Genomic DNA, 23,430 nt, shown 5'->3' on the forward strand with positions numbered 1-23,430 from the left:
ATGGCAATCTGGCTGACCAAGGGTTCCAAGGTCGTCGTGCAGGGGATGACCGGCTCCGAGGGGATGAAGCACACCCGGCGGATGCTGGCCGCCGGCACCAACGTGGTGGGTGGGGTCAACCCGCGCAAGGCCGGCCAGAAGGTGGCCTTCGAGGGTGTCAACGACCGGATCGAGCTGCCGGTCTTCGCGAACGTCGCCGAGGCGATGGCGGCCACCGGCGCCGACGTCACGGTCATCTTCGTGCCACCGCAGTTCACCCGGGGCGCCGTGGTCGAGGCGATCGACGCCGGCATCCCGCTCGCCGTGGTGATCACCGAGGGCGTACCGGTGCACGACACCGCGGCGTTCTGGGCGTACAACCTGGCGCAGGGGGAGCGGACCCGGATCGTCGGGCCGAACTGCCCCGGCATCGCCTCGCCGGGTGCCTCCAACGCAGGCATCATCCCGGCCGACATCACCGGAGCGGGCCGGATCGGACTGGTCAGCAAGAGCGGCACCCTGACGTACCAGATGATGTACGAGCTGCGCGACATCGGCTTCTCCACCTGCGTCGGCATCGGCGGCGACCCGATCATCGGCACCACCCACATCGACGCGCTCGCCGCGTTCCAGGCCGACCCGGAGACCGACGCCATCGTGATGATCGGCGAGATCGGCGGCGACGCCGAGGAGCGGGCGGCCGAGTTCATCAAGGCGAACGTCACCAAGCCGGTGGTCGGGTACATCGCCGGCTTCACCGCGCCGCCCGGCAAGACCATGGGACACGCCGGGGCCATCATCTCCGGTTCGGCCGGCACCGCCGACGCGAAGAAGGCCGCGCTGGAGGCGGTCGGGGTCAAGGTCGGCAAGACGCCGAGTGAGACCGCGAGGCTGATGCGGGAGCTGATGTCCGGCAACTGAGCCGTCCACGTCTGCTTCCGGGGTGGTCGGCGAGCGCCGGCCACCCCGGTTGCCGTTGAGCGCCCGGTGTCCGTGGCCCGGTCGCGCCGGCCGAGGTGTGGTGAGGGTGGAGCGGGCGTCGCGGCGCCGACGCGAGGGCGGAGCGGATGTCGTGGTGGCTTCGGCCATCCGTACCGTTGTGTTGTGAACCGGGCCGACCCACTGCCGTGCCAGAGTAGGCGCTGATGCCACCACCCACCGTCCCCGACCGGCCGCGCCGGCCGGACCCGCCGGAGACCGAACCGGTCGAGCCGGCGGCCACCGCCGGAGCCGCCCCGCGACCGGCCGGGCGCCCCGGGCCGGCGGGCGACCGGGAGCGGCGCCGGAGCGCCCCGGCCAGAGACCACCGGGTACCCCGCCCGAGGCCGGGCGCGGCGGTACGTCCCGGCCGGGCTCCGCTGGCGGTCGCGGCGGCGGTGGCCGCCGGCTGGGCCGCCCTGCTCGGCTACCTGCCGGTCGCCGTGGTGCTGGGGGTGGCCCGGTTCGCCGAGGGCAGCGGTGAGACCGTCGACGCCGCCCGGCTGGGCCTGGCCGGATGGCTGCTCGGGCACGGGGTACCGCTACAGACCGATGCCGGGCCGTTCGGCCTGCCGCCGCTCGCCATCGCCATGCTGGCGGCCTGGCGGCTGAACCGGGCAGGTGTGCACGTCAGCCGGGCGGCCCGGGTCCGGGAGCGGCCGACGATGGGCCGAGCCCTCGCCGTCGCGGTGGCGGTCGGCGTCGGGTACGGCGTACTCGGCGGGCTGGCCGCGCTGCTGCTCGGCGGGGACGGCCCGACCGCCGAACCCGTACGGGCCGCGGTGACGCTGGCCGGCTTCGGCATCCTCGCGGCGCTGTTCGGGGCGGCCCGGGCCAGCGGCGTACTGGTGGCGGTGGCCCGGCGTACCCCGCTGATGCTCCGGGACGGGCTGCGTACCGGGATCGTCGCCGCCCTGCTGCTGCTGGGGGCCGGGGCCGGAGTGGCCGGACTGGCGGTGGCCACCGGAGGCGGCGAGGCCGGCGACATGATCGGGGCCTACCGCACCGGCGTGCTGGGCCAGGCGGGCATCACCCTGGTCAGCCTCGGCTACGCGCCGAATGCCGCGGTCTGGGCCGCCAGCTACCTGCTTGGGCCCGGGTTCGCGATCGGCACCGACACGGTGGTCCGGACCTCCGAGGTCTCCATCGGAGCGCTGCCGGCCGTACCCCTGCTGGCCGGACTGCCGCAGGGGCCGCTCGGCGGGGTCGGTGGCGTCGTGCTGGCCGTTCCGGTGCTGGCCGGCATGGCCGCCGGCTGGCTGCTCGCCCGTCGCCGGATGCGCTCCGCCGCGGAGCGGAACGCGGCACCGCCCAGCTGGGCCGCACTGCTCTGCGCGGCGGCGGTCGGCGGCCCGGTCGCCGGGGTGGTACTCGGGGTGGCGGCCCTGCTCTCCGGCGGCCCGCTCGGCGGCGGCCGGCTCGCCGAGGTGGGGCCGGCCTACTGGCAGGTCGGCGCCGGGGCGACCCTCGTCGTGCTGATCGGCACCCTGATCGGCGCCGCCGCGACCCGGGCCGTGGCCCGCGCCGACCGGCGGGCCTGACGCTGGCCGGCGCGGTTTGAGGCTGGCCGGCGGGGCTGGCGCTGCCCGGCGGGGTCGGAGGCTGGCCGGCGGGGTCGGAGGCTGGCCGGCTGGCCGGCGGACTGGCGGCTGGCCGGCGGGCTGGCGTTGGCCGGAACGCGCTTGGGGCGCCCCGGGAAGTCCGGAGCGCCCCAACGCGGTTGTCCCGACTCCGGGCGGCCGCACGGCCGCCCGGCCGGTCGTTACGGCATGTAGGTGAAACCGTTTGCGTTCATCACGACCGCGAGGATCAGGTTGACCACGCCCAGCAGCAGGCCGATGGCACCGCAGATCAGACCGGCCAGGGCCTGGCCACCGTTGCTGGCCTCGCCCCGGCTCACCTTGCCCCGGCCGAGGATGCCGAGCACGACACCGGCGATGCCGGCGAGGATGCCGAGCGCGGCACAGCACGCCGCCGGAATCGAGATGATGCCGACGATCATCGCGACCAGGCCGAGGGTGTTGTTCTGCCCGCCGACCGGTCCATATCCCGGGGTCTGGTAACCGGGTGCCGCACCGTAGGGCTGGCCCGGCATCGGCTGCTGACCGTACGGATCCTGGTACGGCTGCGGTGCGTCCTGGTACTGCGGCTGCCCGTACGGCTGACCCGAGGTCGGTTGCCCGTACGGCTGACCCGAGGTCGGTTGCCCGTACGGCTGGCCCGAGGTGGGCTGCGGCGGCTGCGCGTACGGATCCTGGCGCTGGGCTGCGTTCGGATCCGACGGCTGCTGTCCGTACGGGTCCTGGCCTGGGTTGCCGGGCTGCATGACGGAACTCCTTCGACAGGTCTCTCAGACTAGATGCTCGACGCCGAGTTGGCGCTGATGATGAAGCTGACGACGCAGCAGAGCAGCGAGACCACCCAGAGGCAGATGCCGATGATCAGGGCGAGCTTCGACCACTTGCGGGACTCGGCGGCGGCGGCCTGGGCCGCCGGGTAGTTCCCCTGCTGGAGCAGGGGGTTCACCTTGGAGGCGTTCATGATGGCCGGGATGGCCAACGGCCAGAACAGGAAGATCGCGACGATGGACATCGTCATGTTGTTGTTGATCTCTTGCGGCGGGTGTGAGGGGTAACCGGGTTGCATGTGTGTTGGGCTCCTTGGGCCGGCACTCAGCGCACGTATGAAATTGCGAGGGGCTATCTTCCGGGGCCAGGTCACTGCCCCGAGCGTCCGGCAGCGTACCTAATCAGCGCCACTTTGGTGGCCCGCTCGCCGCCCGACATGCCGATAGTGATCGACACCGCTCTCCCGGCCCGACCCGGCGGGCGGGTTCCTCGACCTGATGGGTGAGGTGCACGGATCGCGCCGCCGGGAGGCCGGCCGGACCTGCCCGGTAGGGTGCTGGGGTGACTGAGCCCGCCTCGGCAGCCCGCATCGTCGTCCTCGTCTCCGGCTCCGGGAGCAATCTCCAGGCCCTGCTCGACGCCGGTGCCGACCCGGCGTACGGCGCCCGGGTGGTCGCGGTCGGCGCCGACCGGGACGGCATCGCCGGGCTCGACCGGGCCGCCGCGGCCGGGGTGCCGACCTTCGTCGACCCGGTGAAGGCGTACCCGACGCGCGAGGACTGGGACCGGGCGCTCACCGCGCACGTCGCCGGGTACGAGCCCGACCTGGTCGTCTCGGCCGGCTTCCTCAAACTGGTCGGTCCGCACTTCCTGGCGGCCTTCGGCGACCGGTACGTCAACACGCACAACTCGCTGCTGCCCGCGTTCCCCGGCATGCACGGCCCGCGCGACGCCCTCGGCTACGGAGTCAAACTCGCCGGGGCCACGCTCTTCTTCGTCGACGCCGGTGTCGACACCGGGCCGATCGTCGCCCAGGTGGCGGTGCCGGTGCTCGACGACGATGACGAGGAGACCCTCACCGAGCGGATCAAGGTGGCCGAGCGGCGGCAGCTCGTCACGCAGGTCGGCCGGTTGCTCCGGGAGGGTTGGACGATCACTGGAAGGAAGGTCACGATCGGAGTGAGCGACACGAGTTCCGGCGCGGACGGCCGGCGGCCGATCAGGCGCGCGCTGGTCAGCGTCTACGACAAGACCGGGCTGGTCGAGCTGGCCCGGGCGCTGCACGGCGCCGGAGTGGAGATCGTCTCCACCGGCAGCACGGCGGCGACCATCGAGGGGGCCGGGGTCCCGGTCACTCCGGTCGACTCGCTGACCGGTTTCCCCGAGGTGCTCGACGGCCGGGTCAAGACGCTGCACCCGAAGGTGCACGCCGGGCTCCTGGCCGACCTGCGGTCGCAGCGGCATGCGGCGCAGCTCGGTGAGCTGGGTATCGCCCCGTTCGACCTGCTGGTGTCGAATCTCTACCCGTTCACCGAGACCGTGGCGTCCGGCGCGGACTTCGACGAGTGCGTCGAGCAGATCGACATCGGCGGGCCGGCGATGGTCCGGGCGGCGGCGAAGAACCACGCCTCGGTCGCGGTGGTGACGTCGGTGTCGGCGTACCCGTCGGTGCTCGCCGCCCTGGCCGACGGCGGCTTCAGCGCAGGGCAGCGCCGGCAGCTCGCGGCCCGGGCCTTCGCCGACATCGCCGAGTACGACGTGGCGGTGGCGAACTGGTTCGCGGTGCGGACCGGGCCGGAGGAGCAGCAGTGGCCGGCCTTCGCCGGTCAGGTGCTGACCGCGCCCACGCCGCTGCGGTACGGCGAGAACCCGCACCAGGCCGCGGTGCTCTACGTCGACCCGGCGTCCCCGCCCGGGCTGGCCCAGGCGGAGCAGTTGCACGGCAAGGAGATGTCGTACAACAACTACGTCGACGCGGACGCGGCCTGGCGGGCGGCGAACGACTTCACCGACCAGCCGGCGGTGGCGGTCATCAAGCACGCCAACCCGTGCGGCATCGCGGTCGGCGCCGACGTGGCCGAGGCGCACCGCCGGGCGCACGCCTGCGATCCGGTCTCCGCGTTCGGCGGGGTGATCGCGGTCAACCGACCGGTCTCGGTCGAGATGGCGCAGCAGGTCGCCGAGGTCTTCACCGAGGTGCTGGTGGCACCCGATTTCGAGCCGGGTGCGGTGGACGTGCTCTCCGGCAAGAAGAACATCCGGTTGCTCCGGGCACCCGCCTTCGCGCCGTACCCGGCCGAGTGGCGCCTGGTCAGCGGCGGCGCGTTGGTGCAGATGGCCGACCGGGTGGACGCGCCCGGTGACGATCCGGCCGGTTGGCGGCTGGTCACCGGCGAGCCCGCCGACGAGTCGACCCTGGCCGATCTCGCCTTCGCCTGGCGGGCCGTCCGGGCGGTGAAGAGCAACGCCATCCTGCTCGCCGCGGACGGTGCGACCGTCGGGGTCGGGATGGGGCAGGTCAACCGGGTCGACTCGGCGCACCTGGCGGTCTCCCGGGCCGGTGCCGAGCGGGCCAGGGGCGCGGTCGCCGCCTCGGACGCGTTCTTCCCGTTCCCGGACGGGCTCCAGGTGCTGATCGACGCCGGGGTCCGGGCGGTCGTCCAGCCCGGCGGCTCGCTGCGCGACGAGGAGGTCGTGGCAGCGGCGAGCGCGGCCGGGATCACGATGTACCTCACCGGGACCCGGCACTTCTTCCACTGAACCTCTTCAACCTGAACCACCTCTCCAACCTGAACCGCGTGGCGCTCACGCACCGCGTCCGACCTTGCGGTCCGGCGGACCGCAAGGAGGGTTGGAAAGGTTTACTGACCGCCTCGCTGAGCGCCGACATGGCTCACGGTCCCTGCCCGGCAACGGGCAGGGACCAGGCGCAGCCGATAGTCCTGAGGAATATTCGCAATCGCTGACTATCGCGGCAGACCGGGTGGCGGAATCGTCTGGAAAGCAGAGTGGACCGCCCTCGCCAGAGGCGCGACCGGCGCCATCGTCCGCACCAGCAGGCCGACCAGAGGCGATGTCCGTCGCGGCCGTAGCAGGCCGGATCAATAGTTCCGAACAGGACGTCCTTTCCTTGCTTTCGCCACTGGAATTAGCTATTAGAACTGTCTAAGGTCGGAAAAGCGGATCGACCGGCCGCTATTCCGTATAACGACTGGTCGACTGTTTCATCATGGATGATTTTCCGTGCCGATTTGAAACAGGGGGACCACATGACCGACACCGGATCTTCGGTGCCACGCCGGCAGCTTGGACGTCACCTGCGGATCGCCCGCGAACAGGCAGGGCTCGGACTGGAGGCCGCCGCCCATGAGTTGGAAGTCTCCCGGACCACCATGTACCGGATTGAGACCGGCGGTGCGGCCGTCCGCAAGGCCGACGTCCTCGCCATGTGCAAGGTCTACGGGGTGTCGGACGAGATGACCGAGGCACTGATCGGCCTGGCCACACAGACAAAGACGAAGGGCTGGTGGCACGCGTACGGCGACGCCATCCCCTCCTGGTTCGAGCTGTACGTCGGCCTGGAGGCAGCCGCTTCCCGCCTCCGCCACTGGGAACCGGCGTCCTTCCCCGGACTCCTCCAAACCCGGGAGTACGCCACGCATCTCCTGCGATCTCACCCCGACCTCCCCGGCCAGGAGGTTGAGCGTCGGGTAGAGGTTCGGATGGAACGCCAACATATCCTCCGCCGGAGGAAGCCCGCGGCGCCGCAGTTGGAGATCATTCTCGATGAGGTGGTGCTGCGCCGCCGGGCACCCGGAATGGCGGGTCAACTCGCGCACCTACACTCGGTGGCGAGCAGCGAGACCGCGACCATCCGTGTAGTGCCACTGACCGTCGAGCCGAACTGGGCCCTCGCCGGCAGCAACTTCGTGATCCTCGACTTTCCGTCGACCGGCCTGCGCACCCCGGAGCCGACCACGATCTACAGCGAGTCGCTGACCGGCGCGATCTATCTGGACCGGCCGACTGAGGTGGCGGCGTACGCTAAGGCATGGAGAGCGCTCGAAGCGTTGGCGCTCGACCCCTCCCGGTCAGCCGACCTGATCGCGATGATCGCCAAGGAGTGCAGCGATGACTAACCTGACCGGCGCCCAGTGGCGCAAGAGCAGCCGGAGCAACGGATCGGGTGGACAGTGCGTCGAGGTCGTCGACAACCTGCCCGGCGTCGTCGGCGTACGCGACAGCAAGGACACGTCCGGCCCCATCCTGATTTTCACCCCAACCGTCTGGCGGCGCTTCGTGACGTCGATTCGATAGCCGAACTGGCCGGAGACGTACGTCGACCGATCTGGTTTCGCGGTGCCTTCGTCCTCTGCGACCGGCAGCCACGCGCCACTAACGTGTGGCTGCCGGTCAACTGATTTTGAGGGTGAGAACGCCGGTCGCGCCGCCGGACCGGCTGGCCCGTACGGTCCAGCAGCCGGCGACCGGGAAGTTCCAGCCGGTGCCCCACTCGTCGCCAGGCCTGGTCCAGCTGCTGCCGCCGTGCCCGATCGGTCCCCAGACCGGTTCGATGGTGGTCCCGCCCGGACCGGTGGCCCGGATGCTGAAGGTGCCGGAGCCGGTCATCCGCCAGACGATCTTCTCTTCCACGCCGCTGCGCAGACTCGGACCGCCGCGTGGAAAGAGCAGTCCCCAGAAGGAGTTCCCGGTGTCCGCGACGCCCTGCACCTCGGGCAGACCGTCGGCCGATCGGGAGGCGGCCGCGCAGCTGGCGGCCGGCTCGGCGGCGGGTCCGGTCGTGGTCACCGGGCCGGTCGGGGACGACAACGCCCCGGCGGTCGGTCCGATGGCATCCGGGCCATCCTCGGCGCAGCCGAGCAGCGGCGTCGCCGAGACCAGCAGGGCCAGCGTCACGAGCAGTCTTCGCACCATGTAGGCGAGAGCCCGGAAACCACTGTGAGGTTCCCGGGCCCTCCGTCCCCGCCGTCCGCACGGCCCGGCCTCGCGTTCGGCGGCCGGTCGGCTCAGGAGACGACGTGCTGCCTGAGTTCGGCGAAGTGGCAGGCCGACGGGTGCGGCTCGACGGCCCGGAGCACGAGCTGTGGCTCCTGGGTGGCGCAGATCTCCTGCGCCTTCCAGCACCGGGTGCGGAACCGGCAGCCCGACGGCGGGTTGGCCGGCGACGGTACGTCGCCGTCGAGCCGGATGACCTCGCGGTGCGCCCGGGCCTTCGGGTCCGGTACCGGCACGGCCGAGAGCAGCGCCTGGGTGTACGGGTGGGTCGGCCGCTCGTAGATCTCGTCCTCGACGCCGATCTCTACGATCTTGCCCAGGTACATCACGGCGACCCGGTCGGCGATGTGCCGCACCACCGACAGGTCGTGCGCGATGAAGATGTACGACAGCCCCAACTCGTCCTGGAGGCTTTCCAGCAGGTTGATCACCTGGGCCTGGATCGACACGTCCAACGCCGACACCGGCTCGTCACAGACGATGATCTCCGGCTTGAGCGCGAGTGCCCGGGCGATCCCGATCCGCTGCCGCTGCCCACCCGAGAACTGGTGCGGATACCGGTTGATGTGCTCCGGGTTCAATCCGACCAGGTCCAGCAGCTCCTGCACCCGCTGCCGGCGGGAGCCGCGCGGTGCCGCGTCCGGGTGGATGTCGAAGGGTTCGCCGATGAGGTCGCCGACGGTCATCCGCGGGTTCAGCGAGGTGTACGGATCCTGCATGACCATCTGCACGTTGCGGCGCATCCGGCGCAGCTCGGCGCCGGAGAGCTTGAACATGTCCCGGCCCTCCAGGATGGCCCGGCCCGAGGTCGGCGTCTCCAGCCGCATCAGCAGCTTGGCCAGGGTCGACTTGCCGCAGCCGGACTCGCCGACGATGCCGAGGGTCTCGCCCCGGTTCAGGTCGAAGCTGACCCCGTCGACCGCCTTGACGGCGCCGATCTGCCGCTTGAACACGATGCCCTGGGTGATCGGGAAGTGCTTGACGACGTTCTCGACCCGCAGCACGGTCTCGCCGCGCGGCTTGCCGGGTGTCGCCGGCCGGGTGCCGCCGGGGTCGAGCGGTGGGCGCGTCTGGTCAGAGTCGGCCATCGAGGACCTCCTGGGCGAAGTGGCAGGCGCTGGTTCGGCCGTCGCCGAGCGACCGGACGGCCGGCACGACGTCGACGCACTCCTGCCGGGCGTACGGGCAGCGCGGGTGGAACGGGCATCCGCTGGGGATGCGCATCAGGTTGGGCGGCAGGCCCCTGATGGTGGTCAGCCGCTGACCCTTGAGGTCGAGCCGGGGGATCGACTCCAGCAGACCCTTGGTGTACGGGTGCCCCGGTGCCTCGTACAGTGAGTGCACGTCGGCGTGTTCGACGATCCGGCCGGCGTACATCACGGCGATCCGGTCGGCCACGTCGGCGACGACCCCGAGGTCGTGGGTGATCAGGATCATCGCCATGTTCAGGTCCCGGCGCAGTTCGCCGAGCAGGTCCATGATCTGGGCCTGCACCGTCACGTCCAGCGCGGTGGTGGGTTCGTCGGCGATCAGTACCGCCGGGTCCAGCGCCAGCGACATCGCGATCATGACCCGCTGCCGCATACCGCCGGAGAACTGGTGTGGGTAGTCGCCGACCCGCTGCCGGGCCGCCGGGATCTTGACCAGTTCCATCAGCTCGATCGCCCGGCGCTTGGCCTGGGCCCGGGACAGTCCCTCACGCAGCCGCAGTACTTCGCCGATCTGCCAGCCGACCGGGAAGACCGGGTTCAGCGCGGAGAGCGCGTCCTGGAAGATCATCGAGATCTGCTTGCCGCGTACCTTCCGGCGCTCCTCCTCGGGGAGCTTCAGCAGGTCGGTACCGCGGTAGCGGATCTGGCCGGCCGGAATGACCGCCGGGGGCATGTCCAGGATGCCCATGATCGCCTGGGCGGTCACCGACTTGCCGGAGCCCGACTCGCCCAGTACCGCGAGGGCCTCCCCGGCGTCCAGGTGGTACGAGACGCCGTTGATCACCTTGGCCACGCCGTCCCGGGTGTGGAACTCGACGAACAGGTTCCGTACCTCGAGCAGGTGCCCGCCGTCGGCACCGGCGTTCTGCCGGCCGGGCAGCGGGTCGCGTTCGTTCGGATGCACCGCCATGTGATCACCGCAGCTTGGGGTCGAAGGCGTCGCGGATCGCGTCGCCGAGCATGATGAAGGCCAGTACGGTCAGCGCCAGGAAGGTCGAGGGCACCACCAGGGGGATCGCCGACTCGCGCATGTGTGCCCGGCCGGCGTCGATGTCGATTCCCCAGGAGATGGTCGGAGCCCGCAGGCCGATGCCGAGGAACGAGAGGGTCGCCTCGGCGGCGATGAACGAGCCGAGCGCGATGGTCAGCACCACGATCACCGGGGCCAGCGAGTTGGGCAGGATGTGCCGCCACATGGTCCGGCCGTTGCCGGCGCCGAGCATTCGGGCCGCCGCCACGTAGTCCTGCTGCTTGGCGCTGATCACCGAGGACCGGATCACCCGGGCGGCGGTGGTCCAGCCGAGGATCGCGAGTACGAAGATCACTGCCATGATCCGGATGTTCGGGTTGTCGCTGCTGATCCGCTTCAGCATCACGATCGCGGCGAGCAGCAGCGGTACGCCGAGGACCACGTCGACGATCCGGGACAGTGCCGCGTCGATCCATCGGCCGAAGTAGCCGGCGAGCATGCCGACGGTGATCGCGATCAGCCCGGTGACCAGCGCCGAGAACGCGCCGACCAGCAGGGACGCCCGGGCGCCGTAGACGGCGCGGGCGTAGGTGTCGCAGCCCTGGAAGTCGTACCCGAAGGGGGCGCCGCCGCCGGGGCCGGCGTGCTGCCGGGCCAGCGTGCAGTCGTGCGGGTCGTTCGTGGTGAACAGGCCGGGGAAGGCCGCCATCGTGGTGACCAGCAGGACCAGTACCAGCGAGATCCAGAAGATCGGGTTGCCGCGCAGGTCGCGCCAGGCGTCGCCGGCCAGGCTGCGCGGCCGGGCCGCAGCGTCGCCCGACCCGGCCCTGCCACCGGACGACCCGGCCGCGGCGACGGTCTCCAACTCACTCATGCCTGTAGGTCCCTCACTCGTACCGGATGCGGGGGTCGAGGACGGCGTAGAGGACGTCCACCACGAGGTTCGACACCAGATAGACCACGACCAGCACGCTGACCAGGCCGACCACCAGGGGGCCGTCCTCGGTCCTGATGCCGCGGAAGAGGTTGAACCCGACGCCCGGGATGTTGAAGACGCCCTCGGTGATGATCGCGCCGCTCATCAGGTTGCCGAGTTCGACGCCGAGGAAGGTGATCACTGGGATCAGCGAGTTCCGCAGCACGTGCACGCTGACGATGCGGCGGGTCGGCAGGCCCTTGGCCTTCGCGGTCCGGACGTAGTCGGAGCGGAGGTTCTCGGCGACCGAGGTCCGGGTCAGCCGCAGCGCGGTGGCCAGCGAGAGGGAGCCGAGCACGATGCCGGGAAGCAGCAGGGCGTGGAAGCTGGGGTCGGCGCCGGCGGTCGGCGGGAAGAGCGGCAGCTTGACGCCGAGGAAGTACTGGGCGAGCGGCGCCAGCACGATGGTGGGGATGCCAAGGACCAGCAGGGTCAGCGCCAGGGTGGCGTTGTCGAAGACGCCGCCCCGGCGGAGCCCGGCGACGACTCCGGCGGTGACCCCGACCAGGATCGCCACCAGCAGCCCGATGACCGCGAGCTTCACGGTGACCGGCCAGGCCTGGGCGAGCATGTCGGTGATCTTCCGGCCGGTGAGCGAGTCGCCGAGGTCGCCGCGGAGCAGGTTGCCGACGTAGTCGAAGTAGCGGTAGAAGAACCCGCCGACCCCGGTCTGGTCGAGGTGGAACTTCTCGGTCAGGTACGCCCGCTGCGCCTCGCTGACCGGGCGCTCCCCGGCGAGTGCCTGGATGGGATCACCCTGTCCGGCGAACATCAGCGCGTACACGATCAGAGTGGTCCCGAAGAAGGCCAGGACCATCTGAAGCAGGCGACGCACGATGTAGCGGAACATCCTTGCCTTCTCCGTGAGGTGAGGTGGCTGGGGCGCGGTGCGCGGGAAGCGGTCCGGTGCGCGGGAAGCGCCGCGCGGTCGGAACGCGGGAAGCGGTCCGGGCCACCCGATTACCGGGTGGCCCGGACCGGCCTGTCGGTCAGCTCAGCTGACGACCTCGATCTTGGTCATGTCGACGACCTGGAAGAGGTCGACCTCGACGTTCTTGACCCGGGACGAGTGCGCGTAGACGTTCTGGCCGAACCGGAGCGGGATCACCGGCATCTCGGCGGCCAGGATCTCTTCGGCCTGCTGGTACTTCTTGACCGCCTCGTCCGCGGTCGCGGCGGCCGTGCCCTCCTGCACCAGGCGGTCGAAGTCGGGGTTGCTGTACCCGTAGTAGTTCGACGAGCCGTTGGTGGTGAACAGCGGGCCGAGGTAGTTCTCCATCGACGGGTAGTCCATCAGCCAGCCCAGCCGGATCAGGCCGACCGGCTGCTTCTTCTCCACCTTGGTCAGCAGGTCGGAGAACTTCGGCTCGGCCGTACCGACGCAGTCGACGCCCAGGTTGGCCTTGAGCTGGTTGCAGGTGGCGTCGACCCAGTCCTTGTGCCCGCCGTCACCGTTGTAGGTGATCTTCAGCTCGGCGGGTCCACCGGCGGCCTGGTAGAGCTCCTTGGCCTTGGCCGGGTTGAACTCGCAGGCCTCGCCGCAGGTGTCGTCGCGGTAGCCGGAGACCACCGGGGAGACGAACGAGCGCGCCGAGATCTGCGACTCCTTGAAGATCGACTTGCTGATCTCGTCCCGGTCGATCGCCATGGAGATCGCCTTGCGCACGTCCGGCCTGCTGAACTCCTCCTGGAACGTGGGGAACGCCACGAACTGGAAGGCCGAGGCGGGGCTCTGCTGGAACCGGTCGCCCAGGTCCGTCGGCGCCGTGCTCAGGCTCTCGGTCGGGACGGTCACGTTCACGTCGAGGTTGTCCGAGAGCACGTCCGCGTACGCCGCGGTGAGCTGCTGGTAGATCCGGAACTCGGCACCGGCGATCTTCGGCTTCTCGCCCGGGTACGCGTCGTAGCGCTCGACCTCGACCTTGGCGTCGTGCTGCCAGGTGCCCTTCATCTTGAAGGGGCCGTTACCGATCGGGGCGTCCTCGAAGTCGTCCTTGATCACTCCGGGTGCCGAGAAGGCGGCCGCCGGCAGCGGGTAGAACGCGGTGTAGCCGAGCACGGTCTTGAACTCGGCGTACGGCTTGGCCAGCGTCACCGTGAAGCTGAGGTCGTCGACCTTCTTCAGCCCGCTCATGGTGGTGGCCTTCGGCTCCGGCGCCTTCTGCGGGCCGTCGCCGTCCGGGTCCACCGACTGGAGGTCGTCGTAGCCGGCGATCTTCTCGAAGAAGTAGCTGTTGCCCTGGCCGTTCGGCGCGTAGGCGCCGTAGTTCCAGGCGTTGATGTAGCTGTCGGAGGTCACCTTCTCGCCGTTGTGGAAGGTGTAGCCGTCCTTCAGCTTGATCGTCCAGGTCACGTTGTCGGTCGAGTCCACGGACTCCGCGGCGACCTCGAACGGCCTGTTCTGCTCGTCGTAGCCGACCAGCGGGGTGAACAGGGCCGAGAGCACCTGGTTACCGCTCGACTCGTTGGTGTTGGTGGGAATCAGGTGCTGCGGTTCCGCGATCTGGATCGAAACCGTCGCATTCGGGTCGCTCTCCCCCGAGTCCCCGCCCCCACCACAGGCCGCGAGGCCGAGGGTCGCGGCAAGGGGGATGGCGGTCCAGGCAGCGAGCCTACGAACCTGCATTGAGCCTCCTCGTCTCCTTACGCTGAGCAGTCGCCACCACACAGAGGTAACGCTGTGCAACGCTCGGCAAAGGTAGGTCGAGGCAGGACGCCTGGCCAAACTAGATGGTTACGGGTCAGTAACACAAGGCCGGGGGAGGACTTGCGGACGTCCACTCTGAGCTGCTATTGCAGCTCCACGGCAGGTGTCGGATGAATTCGGTTTGCCAGCGCAGGAGGGGGCAAACCGGGCGGATGATCGGCATCCGGTCGCGGGCGTCCGACTCAGGAGTTCGTCCGGATTCACCCGGATGGGGTCTTCCATAATGTGGACAACTCCACAAAATCTCACTGAGCGTGACTAACAACACGGTTACTTATAGTAAGAATCTGGTGCCGGCCACGCGGCCGACCGGATGTTGGCCGAGTGACCGATCCCGGTACCGACCGGCCGGGTGCCGGCTCGGCCGGGCGTACCGCGTGAGACGATCTGCCTGTGACGGCCACCCTTCTCGACGGCAAAGCAACCGCGGCACGCATCAAGGACGAACTCCGCGACCGGGTCAAGGCGCTGGCCGAGCGGGGCGTCGTCCCCGGGCTGGGCACGGTGCTGGTCGGCGAGGATCCCGGCTCCCAGGCGTACGTCAACGGCAAGCACCGGGACTGCGCCGAGGTGGGCATCGCCTCGATCCGCCGCGAACTGCCGGCCGACGCCACCCAGGAGCAGGTCGACGCCACGATCGCCGAGCTGAACGCCGACCCGGCCTGCCACGGCTACATCGTGCAGCTCCCGCTCCCGGTCCAGCTGGACACCCAGCGGGTGTTGGAGATGATCGACCCGGACAAGGACGCCGACGGGCTGCACCCGGTCAACCTGGGCCGGCTGGTGCTCGGCTACCCCGGTCCGCTGCCCTGCACCCCGCGCGGCATCGTCGAGCTGCTCCGTCGGCACGACGTACCGCTGCGCGGCGCCGAGGTGGCGGTGGTCGGCCGGGGCAACACGGTCGGTCGGCCGCTCGGGCTGCTGCTGACCCGGCGCAGCGAGAACGCCACCGTGACGCTCTGCCACACCGGCACCCTCGACCTGGCCGCGCACACCCGGGCCGCCGACATCGTGATCGTGGCGGCCGGGGTGCCGGGCCTGCTCACCGCCGACATGGTCCGGCCGGGCGCGGTGGTGGTCGACGTCGGCATCACCCGGGTGCTCGGTGCGGACGGCAAGGGCCGCTACACCGGCGACGTCGGGCCCGAGGTCGCCGAGGTGGCCGGCAAGGTGGTGCCGATGCCCGGCGGAGTCGGCCCGATGACCCGGGCGATGTTGCTGACCAATGTGGTGGAGCGGGCCGAGGCCGGGCTGGAGCCAACCGAGCAGGGCTGACGGGCGCCGGCCCGGGCGGCCTCCGGCGGTGGCGCTCGCCGACGGACGCGGATGTGAGCGACGGCAGGCAATTCCGCCCCTGACCAAAACCGAACACTCCTGACTGATACCGTCCGGAAATAACCAGACGGGTATCAGGGAGTGGGACGACCATGGGCAAAAAGGTCACCGTAGTCGGTGCCGGCTTCTACGGCTCGACGACCGCGCAGCGCCTGGCGGAGTACGACGTCTTCGACACGGTGGTGATCACCGACATCATCGAGGGCAAGCCCGAGGGCATCGCGCTGGACCTCAACCAGTCGCGCCCGGTCGAGGGCTTCGAGACCAAGGTCGTCGGCGTGACGACCGGGAAGGGCGGCGAGGGCTACGAGGCGATCGAGGGCTCCGACGTCGTCGTGATCACCGCCGGGCTGCCCCGCAAGCCGGGCATGAGCCGGATGGACCTGCTGGAGACCAACGCCCGGATCGTCCGCCAGGTCGCCGAGAACGTTGCCAAGTACGCCCCGAACGCCGTCGTCATCGTCGTCTCCAACCCGCTGGACGAGATGACCGCGCTGGCCCAGATCGCCACCCAGTTCCCGCGCAACCGGGTACTCGGCCAGGCCGGCATGCTCGACACCGCCCGGTTCACCAACTTCGTCGCCGAGGCGCTCGGCGTCAAGATCGGCTCGGTCCGTACTCTCACCCTCGGCTCGCACGGCGACACCATGGTGCCGGTGCCGTCCCGCAGCACCGTCGACGGCAAGCCGCTGCGCGACGTGATGCCGGCGGAGCAGATCGAGGAGCTGGTGGTACGCACCCGCAACGGCGGGGCCGAGGTGGTCGCGCTGCTCAAGACCGGTTCGGCGTACTACGCGCCGTCGGCCGCCGCCGCCCGGATGGCCCGGGCCGTGGCGACCGACTCCGGCGAGGTCCTGCCGGTCTGTGCCTGGGTCGACGGGCAGTTCGGCATCTCCGGGGTCTACCTGGGTGTGGAGGCGGAGATCGGCCGGGAGGGCGTACGCCGCGTCGTGGAGACGCCGCTGGACGCCGACGAGATCGCCAGTCTGAAGGCCGCTGCCGAGGCGGTCCGGGCCAAGCAGGCCGACGTCGCCAACATGTGAGTCGGTGAGGAAGGGCCCCCGCTACAGCAGAAGGCGCTGTGCGGGGGCCCTTCCTTACCGTCCTACAGCGGGACGAAGGGCGTACTCAGGTGCGGGGTGCCGAGCGTGGCGGCCGGCCGGGCGGCCAGCTCGGTGAGCAGCCGCTCCCGCGAGCCCCGGGCGGTGACCGGATCGACCTCGTGCGCGTACGGCAGCTCGGGGGCGACCAGTTGCAACGCGTGTACCAGCAGGTCGCCGGTGAGTAGCAGGGTCTGGTCGGCGTACTCGACCAGTACCGACTGGTGCCCGGGGGTGTGCCCGGGGGTGGCCAGTACCCGTACCTCAGGGGCGAGCCGGAGGTCGCCGTCGAGCGCGTCCAGCTGGCCGGTGGCGGTGAGCGGGTCGAGCAGGTAGCCGGTGATCCCGGCCGGGTCGTGCCGGCCAACGGCCGCGATCTCGGCCCGTTGCAGCAGGTAGCGGGCGTTGCCGAAGTACGGCGTACCGGCCGCGCCGGTGACCGCCCAGCCGATGTGGTCGGTGTGCAGGTGGGTGAGTACCACCGTGTCGACCTGCTCCGGCGTGATGCCGGCGGCGGCGAGTTCGGCCGGCAGTCGCCCGGGGGTCGGTGCCCACCTTCGGGCGGGGGCGTCGGCGGGGCCGATGCCGGCGTCGACCAGGATCACCCGGCCGGCCGCCGGACCGTCGTCGAAGCGGAGCGCGAAGCACCGGAACGGCAGCTGCCACTGCCCGTCGGCGGTCACCGCGCCCGGGTCGCGTTCGTCGGCAAGTTGCCAGTGTGCGGCGGTTGCGGTCGGGAATGCCTCGGTACGGGGTTGGAAGAACAACCCCTCGGCGTCCGGTAGCGCGATGACGGTGATCGGACCTACGGAACAGCTGATCATGGCAGGCAGTGTATTGCCTCCCGACGCCATCCAGTACGCTCGTACTGCTAGAGCAGATGACCCGGAGAGGAGCGCCGGCCGATGGCGAAGATCAAGGTTACGAACCCGGTTGTGGAAATCGACGGCGACGAGATGACCCGGATCATCTGGAAGCAGATTCGCGATCAGTTGATCCTGCCGTACCTCGACGTCGACCTGCACTATTACGACCTGTCGATCCAGTACCGCGACGAGACCGACGACCAGGTGACGGTCGACGCGGCGAACGCGATCAAGCAACACGGCGTGGGCGTCAAGTGCGCCACCATCACCCCGGACGAGGCCCGGGTGGAGGAGTTCGGCCTCAAGAAGATGTGGCGTTCGCCGAACGGCACGATCCGGAACATCCTCGGCGGCGTGGTCTTCCGCGAGCCGATCATCATGTCCAACGTCCCCCGGCTGGTACCGGGCTGGACCAAGCCGATCATCATCGGCCGGCACGCGCACGGCGACCAGTACAAGGCGACCGACTTCGTGGTGCCGGGCCCGGGCACGGTGACCATCACCTACACGCCGACCGACGGCGGCGCCCCGATCGAGATGGAGGTGGCGAACTTCCCGGGTGGCGGCGTCACGATGGGGATGTACAACTTCGACGACTCGATCCGGGACTTCGCCCGCGCATCCTTCCGGTACGGGCTCGACCGCGGCTACCCGGTCTACCTCTCCACCAAGAACACCATCCTCAAGGCGTACGACGGCCGGTTCAAGGACCTCTTCGCCGAGGTCTTCGAGGCCGAGTTCGCCGCGGAGTTCGCCGCCGCCGGCATCACCTACGAGCACCGGCTGATCGACGACATGGTCGCCGCCGCGCTGAAGTGGGAGGGTGGCTTCGTCTGGGCCTGTAAGAACTACGACGGTGACGTGCAGTCCGACACCGTGGCGCAGGGCTTCGGCTCGCTGGGCCTGATGACCTCGGTGCTGATGACCCCGGACGGCCGTACTGTCGAGGCCGAGGCGGCGCACGGCACGGTCACCCGGCACTACCGGCAGTGGCAGAAGGGCGAGAAGACCTCGACCAACCCGATCGCGTCGATCTTCGCCTGGACCCGGGGGCTGGCGCACCGGGGCAAGCTGGACGGCACCCCCGAGGTGACCCGGTTCGCCGAGACCCTGGAGCAGGTCTGCGTGCAGACCGTCGAGGGCGGCCAGATGACCAAGGACCTGGCGCTGCTCATCTCCCGGGACGCCCCGTGGCTGACCACCGACGAGTTCATGGCCGCCCTGGACGGCAACCTGGCCCGCAGGCTCGCCGCCTGACCTCACGTGGGCCGGCGCGTGAAGCGACGAACGTCCAAGATCGTCCCTTTTGCGCCGTTACCGCCCAGGGGGTGACGTCGTTGCACAGGGTGGACGTGATGCCAGTCGCGTCCAGGAAGACCGGCCCGGTCACGGCCGCCGCGAGAGGCCCGTACCGGATGGAACGGTCTTCCCGGCTGTTGCGCACAGCCGGCCGTCCCTTCCCTGCGGGGGGCCCTGTCCCGGGCCCCCCGCGCCCTCATCTCCGGTCCGCCAACGAGTTCCGCGCGGTCACTCCTCGACCGAGTACCGCACGGTCACTCCTCGACCGGGGCCAGCGTCACCCGACCGTCCTCGGCCACCTGCCAGCCCGGGTTGTGCGCGACCTCCCAGAGCAGGTCGTTCGGGTCCGAGAAGTAACCGTGGTAGCCGCCGAAGGCGGCGCGCTGCCCGGACTTGACCACCGTCGCCCCGGCGGCGGCCGCCCGGGCCAGTACCCGGTCGACCTCCGCCGGACTCTCGACGTTGTGCGACAGGGTGAAGCCGGTCGGTGCGGGCAGCAGCGGCGTCCCGGCACCGAGGTCGGCGGCGAACGCCTCCGCCTCGAAGAGCCCGAGCACCACCCCCGGGGCCACCTGGAAAAAGAGGATCTCGTCCGGTACGTCCAGGGTCGGCGTCCAGCCCAGCCCGTCGACGTAGAAGTCCCGGGCCCGGTCCAGGTCCCGGGTGGCCACCGTGAGGAAGTGCACGCGCTGCTCCATGACCAGTCATTGTCCGACCCGTCCGGGGCCGGCGGTGCCGGGATCGTCGAGTTGCCCGGAGCGGGCCCGCCGAACCCGGCCCACCGGCCCGGATGGTCCGCGGTCAGTCCCGGCTGTCGGTCCGCGGGCCCTCCTCCGGGCCGCCGCCGGGCGGCTTCGGGCGGTGCCCCGCACAGGCCCGTTCGGCGGACCTGAAGGTTTCCGACTGTGGATCGAGGTCGGGTCCGCCCTCGATCCGGATCCCGCCGTCCGGCTCCGGGTCCGGGAACTTCGGTACGCCGTTCTCCCGCATGCACCGGGAGTACTCCCGGATCCGCTGTTGCGCCTGCGGGTCGAGTTTCGGCGGCTCACCCCCGTTCGGCAGATACTCCTGGCACTTCCGCTGCGCGGCATCCATCTTCGCCCGGTCGGTGCCCTCCGGCGCCCGCAGCCGGACCGCCCCGCCCTCGACCTCCGGATCGGGGAAGTCCGGTATCCCGTTCTCCCGCATGCACTGGCCGAACCGGCGAGCCCGGTCCTCCTCGTCCACCGGTTCCTTCCCACCGCCGCCATCGCTGGCACTGGCGGTGGGACCGCCGGCCGTGGCGATCCCCGGGTCCCGGTCGGTCCCGCCGCATCCGGCCACGCCGACCAGCAGCAGCAGACCGAGCAGCAGACCGGTTCTGGTGCGCATCGTCGTACCACCTCCGTTCCGACCGGCGGTCGCCGGCCGTGCCCAGTAGAGCCGGAGGCACCTTTCCCGGGCGTCACGGAATGCGTTGACACCCGGGTTACCCGACCCCGTGCACCATGGGCGGATGCGGATCCTGGTGGTGGAGGACGAACGGCTGCTCGCCGACACGGTGGCCCAGGGGCTGCGCCGGGACGCCCACGCGGTCGACGTCGTGCACGACGGCGGTGCCGCGCTGGAGCGGGTCGGCGTACACGACTACGACGTGGTGGTGCTCGACCGTGACCTGCCGGTGGTGCACGGCGACGAGGTCTGCCGGGCGATCGTCCGGCACGAGTCCCCGGTCCGGGTACTGATGCTGACCGCCGCCGCCGGAGTCGACGACCGGGTCGGCGGGCTGGCCCTGGGCGCCGACGACTACCTGCCGAAGCCCTTCGCGTTCCGGGAACTGGCCGCCCGGGTGGCCGCACTCGGGCGCCGGTCCCGGTCGGCCGCACCGCCGGTGCTGGAGCGGGCCGGGGTACGCCTCGACCCGCACCGCCGGGAGGTCCACCGGGACGGCCGGTACGTCCCGCTCTCCCGTAAGGAGTTCGCGGTCCTCGCCGAGCTGCTCCGCGCCGACGGTGCCGCGGTCTCCGCCGAGCGGTTGCTGGAGAAGGCCTGGGACGAGCACGCCGACCCGTTCACCCACGCGGTACGGATGGCGATCCTCAAGCTGCGTCGCAAGCTCGGCGACCCGCCGATCGTGCTCACCGAGCCCGGGGTGGGGTACCGGATCCCGTGAGACGTCTCTCGCCGGCCAGGCTGACCATCCGGGCCCGGCTCACCCTGGTCTACGGCGGGCTTTTCCTCCTCGCCGGCCTGCTGCTGCTCGGCGTGACGTACGCCCTGATGTCGCAGCGGCTGCCGGAGAACTCCACCTTCACGGTGAACCGGGTCGGGCCGGCGCCCGGGGAGACGACGCCACCACCGGCGGGGTACGACGGCGACGGCGTCTCGGTACGCGGCGACGACGTCGGGCTGCCGTGGTCGGACGAGATGGAGCAGGTAACCCGGATGGTCGGCCAGGCCCGACAGGACGCCCTGGAGGCGCTGCTCACCCAGGGCGGGATCGCGCTGGTCGTGGTCGGTGCCGCCGCGACCGCGTTCGGTTGGCTGATCGCCGGCCGGCTGCTCCAGCCGCTGCACCGGGTCACCGAGACGGCCCGGCGGATCGCCAGCGCGCCGGACGCCGACCGCGGCCTGCACGAACGGATCGCGTTGACCGGTCCGCCGGACGAGATCAGGGAACTCGCCGACACCTTCGACCTGATGCTGGCCCGGCTGGACGACGCCTTCGACAGCCAGCGGCGGTTCATCGGCAACGCGTCGCACGAGCTGCGTACCCCGCTCACGCTGAACCGGACCCTGCTGGAGGTGATGGTCCCCGGCTCGACCTCGCCCGAGCTGCGCCAGCTCGGCAGTACGCTGCTGGCGGTCAACGCCCGGCACGAACGGCTGATCGACGGGCTCCTGCTGCTGGCCCGATCGGAGCACGAGGTGGCCGAACGCTCCTATGTGGACCTAGCGGACGTGCTGGAGCACGTCGTCACGCAGGTGCCGCCCGGTCCGGTGACCGTGAACACCGAGGCGGCCGAGGCGCCCACCACCGGCAGTTCGGTGCTGCTCGAACGGCTGGTGCAGAACCTGGTCGAGAACGGCGTCCGGCACAACGTCCCCGAGCACGGCTGGGTACGGGTCAACAGCGGTACCGGCCCGGACGGCACCGCGCGGGTACGGGTGGAGAACACCGGGCCGGTGGTGGCGCCGTACGAGATATCGAGCCTGTTCGAGCCATTCCGGCGGCTCGGCGGCGATCGGCTCGCCGGCAACCCGCCCGGGGCCGGGCTGGGACTGTCGATCGTCCGGGCGATCGCCCGGGCACACGGCGGCACGGTGGAGGCCGAACCCCGATCCGGCGGCGGCCTGGTGGTCACCGTCGTCCTGCCCGCCGCCGACTAGGCATCGAGGGCAGCTGCCCCGCCGAGCCACGAACCCGGCTCGGCGGCCCGGGATCTCGGTCGGTAGACCGCCCCGCCATGCTCCCGGTCAGGCCAGTTTCCGGAATTCGGCCAGCCCGCCGTCGAAGAGGAAGTCGGCGGTCTGGGTCAACACGATCGCGATCAGGTCCCGGTGCGGGTCGGTGAACCAGGCGGTGCCGTAGCCGCCGGTCCAGCCGTAGCTGCCGGGGGCCGGGGACGTCTCGTCGGGGGTGACAGCGACCGAGACGCAGTAGCCCCAGCCGTAGCCGTCGAGTATCGGGCCGGCGGTGGCGATCTGCTCCGGCGTCAGGTGGTTGGTGGTGATCAGCTCGACCGACTTCTCCGACAGCAGTCGCCGGCCCTGGTGCACCCCCCTGTGTAGCAGCAGGCGAGCGAAGGCCAGGTAGTCCGGCCCGGTCGAGACCAGCCCGCTCGCGCCGGATGGGAAGGTCGGCGGTGCCGTCCAGGCGCCCGGACCGGAGACGTCCCGCTCGGTCAGGGCGCCGGTCTCCGGATCGGCCGCGCAGAACGCGGCCAACCGGTCGGCGTGCGCGGCGGGCACGGTGAAACCGGTGTCGACCATGCCCAACGGCGCGAAGATCCGGTCCCGGAGGAACTCCGGCAACGGCCGGCCGGCGGCCCGGGCGACCAGCACGCCCAGCACCTCGGCGGCGGTGTCGTACTGCCAGCGTTCGCCCGGGGAGTGCATCAGCGGCAGGGTGCCGAAGCGCCGGATCCACTCGTCCGGGTCGTGCGGGGTGCGCGGATCGGGCGGCCCGATCGCCAGCCCCAGCTCGTCGGTGGCGGTGACGACCGGGTAAGCCGGCTGGAAGGTCGGCTCGAAGAGCAGGCCGTGTCCCATCCGGAAGGTCAGCAGGTCCTCGACGGTGCTCGGGCGTGCCGCCGGGACGGTGTCGTCGAGCGGGCCGTCGAGCCGGCGCAGCACGCCGCGCCCGGCCAGCTCGGGCAGCAGCCGGTCGACCGGCTCGTCCAGCCTCAGCCGACCCTCCTCGACCAGCATCATGGTGGCGACCCCGAGCACCGGCTTGGTCATCGAGGTGATTCGGAAGATGGTGTCGGGGCGCATCGGGGCGGTGCCGTCGACCGACAGCGTGCCGATCGGGTCGATCCGCACCTTATCGCCCCGGGCCAGCACGGTGACCAGGCCGGGCAGGTTGGCCCTGGCGACCCTGGTGGCCATCGCCTCGTGCAGCCGGTCCGGTTCGGGCGAGTCGGTCATGGCGGGGAGCCTACGG

General features: G+C 70.8%; 22 protein-coding genes. 10 read left to right on the forward strand and 12 right to left on the reverse strand.

What is annotated here, in order from left to right; all coding sequences use genetic code 11:
- Positions 1 to 900: a succinate--CoA ligase subunit alpha gene (gene sucD, locus EV371_RS11710; RefSeq protein WP_130462061.1), complete on the forward strand. Its 900-nt coding sequence runs from the start codon at positions 1 to 3 to the stop codon at positions 898 to 900.
- Between the two features lie 224 nt (positions 901 to 1,124).
- Entirely contained in the window at positions 1,125 to 2,498 is a 1,374-nt protein-coding gene (locus EV371_RS11715) for a cell division protein PerM (protein ID WP_486484577.1), read from the forward strand.
- A 221-nt stretch (positions 2,499 to 2,719) separates the two neighbouring features.
- Here EV371_RS11715 and EV371_RS11720 read toward each other — a convergent pair whose 3' ends face one another.
- Together EV371_RS11720 and EV371_RS11725 are read right to left on the reverse strand one after the other, a co-directional pair.
- Complete coding sequence (locus EV371_RS11720) at positions 2,720 to 3,283, reverse strand: hypothetical protein (RefSeq protein WP_130462062.1); 564 nt, start codon at positions 3,281 to 3,283, stop codon at positions 2,720 to 2,722.
- 29 nt (positions 3,284 to 3,312) lie between these two features.
- Positions 3,313 to 3,603, reverse strand: coding sequence for a CD225/dispanin family protein (locus EV371_RS11725; protein WP_130462063.1), 291 nt, complete (start codon positions 3,601 to 3,603; stop codon positions 3,313 to 3,315).
- A gap of 263 nt (positions 3,604 to 3,866) precedes the next feature.
- On the opposite strand from EV371_RS11725, the gene purH reads away from it, so the two are divergent.
- The 3 genes from purH (at position 3,867) to EV371_RS11740 (ending at position 7,622) form a co-directional block, all read left to right on the forward strand.
- On the forward strand, positions 3,867 to 6,065 hold the full coding sequence (gene purH / locus EV371_RS11730) for a bifunctional phosphoribosylaminoimidazolecarboxamide formyltransferase/IMP cyclohydrolase (RefSeq protein ID WP_130462064.1): 2,199 nt from the start codon (positions 3,867 to 3,869) through the stop codon (positions 6,063 to 6,065).
- Positions 6,066 to 6,574: 509 nt separating this feature from the next.
- Positions 6,575 to 7,444 (forward strand): Scr1 family TA system antitoxin-like transcriptional regulator, encoded by an 870-nt coding sequence (locus EV371_RS11735; RefSeq protein ID WP_130462065.1) that lies wholly within the window; start codon positions 6,575 to 6,577, stop codon positions 7,442 to 7,444.
- Positions 7,437 to 7,622, forward strand: a complete 186-nt coding sequence (locus EV371_RS11740) for a DUF397 domain-containing protein (RefSeq protein WP_130462066.1) — start codon at positions 7,437 to 7,439, stop codon at positions 7,620 to 7,622. The genes EV371_RS11735 and EV371_RS11740 overlap by 8 nt, the downstream gene beginning before the upstream one ends.
- A 96-nt stretch (positions 7,623 to 7,718) precedes the next feature.
- Here EV371_RS11740 and EV371_RS11745 read toward each other — a convergent pair whose 3' ends face one another.
- The 6 genes from EV371_RS11745 to EV371_RS11770 form a co-directional block, all read right to left on the reverse strand.
- Positions 7,719 to 8,240 carry a hypothetical protein gene (locus EV371_RS11745; RefSeq protein ID WP_130462067.1) on the reverse strand — a complete coding sequence of 174 codons (522 nt, stop codon included), beginning with the start codon at positions 8,238 to 8,240 and terminating at the stop codon, positions 7,719 to 7,721.
- Positions 8,241 to 8,332: 92 nt separating this feature from the next.
- Positions 8,333 to 9,409, reverse strand: coding sequence for a dipeptide ABC transporter ATP-binding protein (locus EV371_RS11750; RefSeq protein ID WP_130462068.1), 1,077 nt, complete (start codon positions 9,407 to 9,409; stop codon positions 8,333 to 8,335).
- Positions 9,396 to 10,442: an oligopeptide/dipeptide ABC transporter ATP-binding protein gene (locus EV371_RS11755; protein WP_130462069.1), complete on the reverse strand. Its 1,047-nt coding sequence runs from the start codon at positions 10,440 to 10,442 to the stop codon at positions 9,396 to 9,398. Before EV371_RS11755 ends, EV371_RS11750 begins: the two co-directional genes overlap by 14 nt.
- A 4-nt stretch (positions 10,443 to 10,446) precedes the next feature.
- Positions 10,447 to 11,376 carry an ABC transporter permease subunit gene (locus tag EV371_RS11760; protein ID WP_130462070.1) on the reverse strand — a complete coding sequence of 310 codons (930 nt, stop codon included), beginning with the start codon at positions 11,374 to 11,376 and terminating at the stop codon, positions 10,447 to 10,449.
- A gap of 13 nt (positions 11,377 to 11,389) precedes the next feature.
- Positions 11,390 to 12,328, reverse strand: coding sequence for an ABC transporter permease subunit (locus EV371_RS11765; protein ID WP_130462071.1), 939 nt, complete (start codon positions 12,326 to 12,328; stop codon positions 11,390 to 11,392).
- A gap of 144 nt (positions 12,329 to 12,472) precedes the next feature.
- Positions 12,473 to 14,104: an ABC transporter substrate-binding protein gene (locus EV371_RS11770; protein WP_130462072.1), complete on the reverse strand. Its 1,632-nt coding sequence runs from the start codon at positions 14,102 to 14,104 to the stop codon at positions 12,473 to 12,475.
- A gap of 474 nt (positions 14,105 to 14,578) precedes the next feature.
- On the opposite strand from EV371_RS11770, the gene EV371_RS11775 reads away from it, so the two are divergent.
- Together EV371_RS11775 and EV371_RS11780 are read left to right on the forward strand one after the other, a co-directional pair.
- A complete protein-coding gene (locus EV371_RS11775; protein ID WP_130462073.1) occupies positions 14,579 to 15,460 on the forward strand; it encodes a bifunctional methylenetetrahydrofolate dehydrogenase/methenyltetrahydrofolate cyclohydrolase in 882 nt (293 codons plus the stop codon).
- A 152-nt stretch (positions 15,461 to 15,612) separates the two neighbouring features.
- The gene (locus EV371_RS11780; RefSeq protein WP_130462074.1) at positions 15,613 to 16,563 is read left to right on the forward strand and encodes a malate dehydrogenase; all 951 of its coding nucleotides are present in this window, start codon (positions 15,613 to 15,615) and stop codon (positions 16,561 to 16,563) included.
- A 62-nt stretch (positions 16,564 to 16,625) separates the two neighbouring features.
- Here EV371_RS11780 and EV371_RS11785 read toward each other — a convergent pair whose 3' ends face one another.
- A complete protein-coding gene (locus EV371_RS11785; protein WP_130462075.1) occupies positions 16,626 to 17,444 on the reverse strand; it encodes an MBL fold metallo-hydrolase in 819 nt (272 codons plus the stop codon).
- An 81-nt stretch (positions 17,445 to 17,525) separates the two neighbouring features.
- Between EV371_RS11785 and EV371_RS11790 the strand changes: the two genes are divergently transcribed.
- Positions 17,526 to 18,743: an NADP-dependent isocitrate dehydrogenase gene (locus EV371_RS11790; RefSeq protein ID WP_130462076.1), complete on the forward strand. Its 1,218-nt coding sequence runs from the start codon at positions 17,526 to 17,528 to the stop codon at positions 18,741 to 18,743.
- A 296-nt stretch (positions 18,744 to 19,039) separates the two neighbouring features.
- Here the strand turns inward: EV371_RS11790 and EV371_RS11795 are convergent, their stop codons facing one another.
- Together EV371_RS11795 and EV371_RS11800 are read right to left on the reverse strand one after the other, a co-directional pair.
- Positions 19,040 to 19,483 carry a VOC family protein gene (locus EV371_RS11795; RefSeq protein WP_130462077.1) on the reverse strand — a complete coding sequence of 148 codons (444 nt, stop codon included), beginning with the start codon at positions 19,481 to 19,483 and terminating at the stop codon, positions 19,040 to 19,042.
- A gap of 103 nt (positions 19,484 to 19,586) precedes the next feature.
- Positions 19,587 to 20,156, reverse strand: coding sequence for a hypothetical protein (locus EV371_RS11800; RefSeq protein WP_130462078.1), 570 nt, complete (start codon positions 20,154 to 20,156; stop codon positions 19,587 to 19,589).
- A 124-nt stretch (positions 20,157 to 20,280) separates the two neighbouring features.
- Between EV371_RS11800 and EV371_RS11805 the strand changes: the two genes are divergently transcribed.
- Positions 20,281 to 20,937: a response regulator gene (locus EV371_RS11805; RefSeq protein ID WP_130462079.1), complete on the forward strand. Its 657-nt coding sequence runs from the start codon at positions 20,281 to 20,283 to the stop codon at positions 20,935 to 20,937.
- Positions 20,934 to 22,154, forward strand: coding sequence for a sensor histidine kinase (locus tag EV371_RS11810; RefSeq protein ID WP_130462080.1), 1,221 nt, complete (start codon positions 20,934 to 20,936; stop codon positions 22,152 to 22,154). Before EV371_RS11805 ends, EV371_RS11810 begins: the two co-directional genes overlap by 4 nt.
- A gap of 87 nt (positions 22,155 to 22,241) precedes the next feature.
- On the opposite strand, the gene EV371_RS11815 is transcribed toward EV371_RS11810, so the two are convergent.
- A complete protein-coding gene (locus EV371_RS11815) occupies positions 22,242 to 23,414 on the reverse strand; it encodes a serine hydrolase domain-containing protein (RefSeq protein ID WP_130462081.1) in 1,173 nt (390 codons plus the stop codon).
- Between the last annotated feature and the right edge of the window lie 16 nt (positions 23,415 to 23,430).

The sequence above is a fragment of the Plantactinospora sp. CNZ321 genome, assembly GCF_004217235.1.